The sequence below is a fragment of the Rhodococcus sp. (in: high G+C Gram-positive bacteria) genome (assembly GCF_049286785.1).
Lineage (GTDB): Bacteria > Actinomycetota > Actinomycetes > Mycobacteriales > Mycobacteriaceae > Rhodococcus_F.
Genome location: NZ_JBAQEO010000513.1, coordinates 1 through 5,157, shown reverse-complemented (window position 1 = coordinate 5,157; position 5,157 = coordinate 1). Strand labels below are relative to the sequence as shown.

The following is a 5,157-nucleotide window of genomic DNA, read 5'->3' as shown; positions in this document are numbered from 1 at the left end:
ACACCACACACTTGTCGACCGCATGCTCCTGCCCTCGGTGCGACAACGTTTCCCAGTCGGACCCGGTGATGACCTGTTCGGACGACACGGGGAGTCCCAGCTCCCGGGTTATCGCCCTGGCGGTCACCGGATGGTCCCCGGTGATCAGACGCACCCCGACTTGTTGTTTCGCGAGTTCGGGTAACAGATTCTTCGCCTCCTGGCGTGGGGTGTCCGCGAGCCCGAGTAGTCCGACGAAGTGAAGTTCACTGCTGCAAAGCTTTTCGAATGCGGCGCCGTCGTCGGCTGCCCGCCGGGCTTGGAACGACGTCACCGTGCGGTGAGCGACGGCAATCACCCGCAAACCGTCCGCCGCCATCTCCAGCACCGTGCGGTGGACCTCGTCGGCCGCAATGTTCGTGCACGCGGCGAGCACGACCTCGGGTGCACCCTTCAGGCACAGTCGCGTCCCCGACAGCGCTGCCGAAAAGGGTCGCCCCGACCGGAACGGCAGATAGGACATGTCGGCCCGGTCACCGTGATCGAGGTCGCGGGCGGCGCCGGCGATCGCCACATCGGTCGCGTGCTCGGCAGGCCGCCCGTCGGGAGGAACGGCGCTGCGGGCAGCGCAGATCAGCACCTCGTTCGTGGAGAATGCCCCATAGGGGGCGCTGGTCGTGACGCGGAGCCGGTTCTCGCTCAGGGTTCCGGTCTTGTCGAAACAGACCACGTCCACGCGGCCGAGCGCTTCCACCGACCGCGGCGCCCGCACCAGCACATTCGAACGCGCCAGCCTGCGTGCCGCGGCCTGCTGCGCCAGGGTGGCCACCAACGGCAGACCTTCGGGGACGGCGGCCACGGCCACCGCGACCCCGCTGGTGACCGCCTGGCGCAGGCCGGTTCCCCGAAGGAAACCGACAGTGGTGACGAGCGCGCCGCCGCCGACACTCACCGGCAACACGCGGCCGGTCAAGGCTCGCAACTGCGCCTGCAACCCCACCTGATGAGTGCTCGCAGGAGTGAGGGCTCCCGCTCGTCCCGACTCCGTGGCCTCCCCCACCGCGGTGACGACGGCCTTCGCCGTTCCGGTCAGGATCGTACATCCCTCGAACACCATGCACGCGCGTTCACCGAGTGGCGCGCCTGGTGTCGGGTCGGTGTGTTTGACCACCGGAAACGATTCGCCCGTCAGCGAAGATTCGTCCACCTCCACACCGGCCGCCTCGATCAACCGCCCGTCGGCGGGCACCACCTCGCCGGGACCGATCTCGATTACGTGCCCCGGCCGCAAGGTGGCGGCATCCACCTTCCGGACAGCCGCGCCCTCTCCCGATCCGACCACCCGTTTCGCGGGCGCATCTCCCACCGCCAGAAGACGATTCAGCAATCTTTCCGCGTGCAACCTCTGCACCGCAGAGAGAGCCGCGTTGGCCGTCACCACAGAACCGACGAGGACCGCATCGACCGGCGAACCGAGCAGTGCACTTGCCGCAGATCCGGTGGCCAGAATCGGGGTCAGCGGATCGGACAGCTCTGCGCGCATAGCCCGGCCGAAGTTCCAGGCCATCGTCCACGGCACCGAGGTGATCCGTCCGGCAGCGGCGAGAGAAGTCGGCACCAGGCTCTCCGACCGGCGTCGGCCGGCGATGACGTCGTCCTCCGGAACCGGCAGCAGCGCGAGCACCTGCGCCTCGGACATCTCATGCCATGCGTGGACCGGCGCGGCAGTCGGATCCGAAGCGCGCAGCACCTTGCGTGCCAAAGCATGCCCCGTCCACAACCCCGCGGCGGCTCCGGCCGTGACGGGCCCCGGGCCGCGACCCCGCACACCGGGCAGCATCACCAGTGATCCGAGAATCGAACCGGCGGTGGCGATCTCGACCCCACGGCGGCTGGCGGTCCGTGCATGCGGCAGGGCCCGGAGCACACGCCACACCGCAGCCAGATCGTCGGCCAGCAGGTGTGCACCCCATGGCACCGGTGCGCCCTCGGTGAGGACGCCTATGCCCACGTCCGCGGCCGTCGACGCCTGCGGCGCCCTCGCTGCCACGACGGCAACCGTCCGTCCCTCGTTCTGCAGGCGGACGACGGCATCGCGAAGGTCGGTATCCGGGTCCCCGCCGGCGGGATGGAGGTCGTCGAACGCCGAACGTTGACTTCCGAGCGTCTCGGTGTCCAGTGACACCACCTCGACACCCGCGCTGCGCGCCTCCGCGAGCACTGCGGCGGCGAGCGGATGGTGAGTCGGCGAGACCAGCACTGCACCGTCCACGTCCTCGACAGTCACAGCGATATCGCCGGGAAGGTCCGAGACGGAGTGCCATCCCGGTGCGAGTGCGCCGGCCTCGACCGCAGCCCGGGAGACCTCCCACACGCGCGCTCGGTGGGCCTCGCGCACGTCCCGGATACAGCTCACCCGCAATTCCCGGGTCTGCAACACCGCCGGATCGAACACCACCGTGTCCACCCGGTCCAGGCACCGCAATGCCCCGGGCCGCAAGGTCAGCACACCGTGCGCATCAGCCAGACCTCTGCTCAGGGTGGCGGCGAACGCTTCGCGGGCGGTGCGTGCCGCCTTCGGGGCCGCCACCAGGGCGGCCGTCTCGGCGCCCGTCACACTCCTCGTGACAGCACCCACCACCGACGCCCCCACCAGCTGGGTCAGCGCCGCACGATCTGCGTGCCGTTCCACCGGTCCGATCGGGAGTTCCGACGAGCGGGCACCGCGCGGACCCCCATCCGCCGGGTGCGCAGCGAGCAAGGGCTCGAGCCGCTTCCATGCCCTCCTCGACGTCCAGGTTTCCGCGGTGAGAAGCGTGCGCAGAACCACGTCGACAGCCAGAGTCGCGGGCGCCTGCCGCACCACATCGCCCACCGACTGGGCCGTCGCCAGGACCAACTCCGCCGTTCCGGGCCCCAGCCGGTCCTCGACCTTCTTCCGTAACCGGGGCTGGTAGTTGACGACGGTGACGGCGGCAGCCAGTGCCGAACCCTGGAGGCGGGGCATGCGCACCACCCGCATGGCGGCAGCAACGGCGAATCCCGTTGTGGCCGCAGCCAGTGCGACCGCGCGTTCGGCGAGCACGAGGTCGTCGCCTGGAATGTCCGTGGCGTGATCGCGGGAGTTCGAGGGACTCACCTGGCGGGCCGCGGTCTCGGCCTCCGCGACAACAGCGAGCAGAGCAGCCGCCGACGGTGCACCGTCGACGACAGATACCACTACGCGCGACAGCGGACGATTGAGCTCCGCGGTGCGCACCCCGTCGAGGGCGCGCACCTTTTCGAGAACGCGGGCCGCCACCTCGTCGCCGCGCGGTCCATCAAGCCCGCGTACCTCGATCCAGGCCCGTCCGTCTCCGCTGCAACTGCGACGCACCGGCACTCCACCAAGCGCCCCGGCACCGACGTCAGCCGCGACATCGGCGGCCATTCGCACGCCGGACGCCACCAGATCGGCAGCCACAGCACCGCTGTAGGCAGCCAGACCGAGCCCGAAACCGGTGCCGCGGACAGGCAGGGACGCCGCCACAGCGAGGTATCGACCGAGCGCCACGGTAACTACGCGCGGGTCGACCGCTGCGACCGCTGCGACCGCGACGAGGAGGACTTGGCCGGCGCAGCCTTGGCCGGTGCAGCCTTGGCCGGTGGGGACTCGGTCGGTGCCTCGGAAACCGATGGCGCAGACGTGCGGGCCCCGTCGGACCGGAAGGCGTCCAGCCGGCGGAGGACCAGAGCGCTCCCGCCCACCGCGAGCACCACGGGCCACTCCACCAGACCGGCAGCGCCGACTGCAGCCAAAGTCAGGGCCGCCGCGGGGGTCGAACGGCTGCCGTTCTCCATACCGCTACGGGCGCCGTCGGCCACACCCCGCAGTCCCCCGACCACGCCCCCGACTGCCGCGCCGCCTACTGCGCCCGCAGCACTGGTCGTCGCATTCGCAGCTCCGGTCACGGCACGCACCGCACCGTCGACGATGTTCATGGCGATCTCCCTCGGCTGTGGCACAGCTCCGCCATACGGCGGGATCATGAAGCGATACCCACCACCAGCCGATCTCAATCACCCCACGCCGGAAGACCGGGAGGAATCTACTCCGGAACTCGAATCTTGCTCTGGGCCAAGGTGATTGGATCTCCCGACTCGGTGCGCCAGAACACCCAGCCGTCGCGCCATTCCACGTCGCCACTGATGTGGCTCGCCACCGCACACGCGGCGGTGGTGGGATCGGGAAAGCGCCGGCCCTGCATCGGTCCGCGCATGATCTCGAGGCTCGTGGTGCCGGGATCGAATCGGCCCACGAGTCGATAACCCTCGAAATCGGCCATGACCTCGATCCGAAGGTCTTCGACCTCCTCCGGCAGCGCGGTGGCCCGGGTAGGTCTTTTGCGGCCGTTCGTGCTGCCGAGCGTAGCGGCGCGGAGAGTCTTGGCCGACTCGGCGCGTTGCGCGTCGGTGTATCGGCTCGGGTCCTTCTCGCCTGACAATCCGAGGAGATCCCAGCGGCCACGCCCGTGGGCGATGCGGCTCAGCGGAATGGCGTGATGGCCCGTGCGGGAGCGACCGGGCGTGTCCATCATCCACAGGTCCACTTCGGCGCGGATGTCGTCGGCCACCTCGACGGACGGGATCATGAAGAACTCCTCCGGGGAACTCGCCAGGTCCACGAACACCCAGAACTGCGACCCGGTGTCGTCGTCGTCGAGCGACTCGTCCTGTTTGCGGGCCTGCCAGTCACCGCTGAGCTTGGAGCGAACCCGCACGATGCAACTGCTGCCGTCGTCACCCCATACCTGCACGGGGTTTCGGCGCGAGTGAGTGAGCCGCACGGCCCTGCCGCCGCGTTGTACGACGTCGGCGATGAATGCCTGGATTCCCCGGCTGGCGGTGTCTTCCACTATCTATATGTCCATCCGTGATACTGCGTCCCGTACGCAGGTGGGAGAGGTGTGGCGTCGGGATTGCACAGCACGACTCGGGGTGTTCTCCCTCCCACCATACGGGTAAGGACCCGAGTGTCGTTACCGACCGGATGCGCGGGCGGCCTCCGCGGCTCCGGCGCAGAACCGGGACTGCACCCTATGTAGCGGGTCATGTAGCGGGTCCACCACCCCACTCACCGCTCCTCCGATCTCACCGATGACGTCGAGCCGCTGAGGTCCGGATGCCACTCGAGTCGTT

The 5,157-nt window shown here is 69.3% G+C and carries 3 protein-coding genes; all 3 read right to left on the bottom strand.

Annotated elements, in window-relative coordinates:
* Window positions 1–3,532 (bottom strand): HAD-IC family P-type ATPase (locus WAW17_RS18540; RefSeq protein WP_422334397.1); only part of this gene is annotated, 3,532 nt, incomplete at its 3' end.
* 5 nt (window positions 3,533–3,537) lie between these two features.
* The gene (locus WAW17_RS18535; RefSeq protein WP_422334396.1) at window positions 3,538–3,960 is read right to left on the bottom strand and encodes a hypothetical protein; all 423 of its coding nucleotides are present in this window, start codon (window positions 3,958–3,960) and stop codon (window positions 3,538–3,540) included.
* Window positions 3,961–4,067: 107 nt separating this feature from the next.
* The gene (locus WAW17_RS18530; protein WP_422334395.1) at window positions 4,068–4,874 is read right to left on the bottom strand and encodes a hypothetical protein; all 807 of its coding nucleotides are present in this window, start codon (window positions 4,872–4,874) and stop codon (window positions 4,068–4,070) included.
* Window positions 4,875–5,157: the final 283 nt, after the last annotated feature.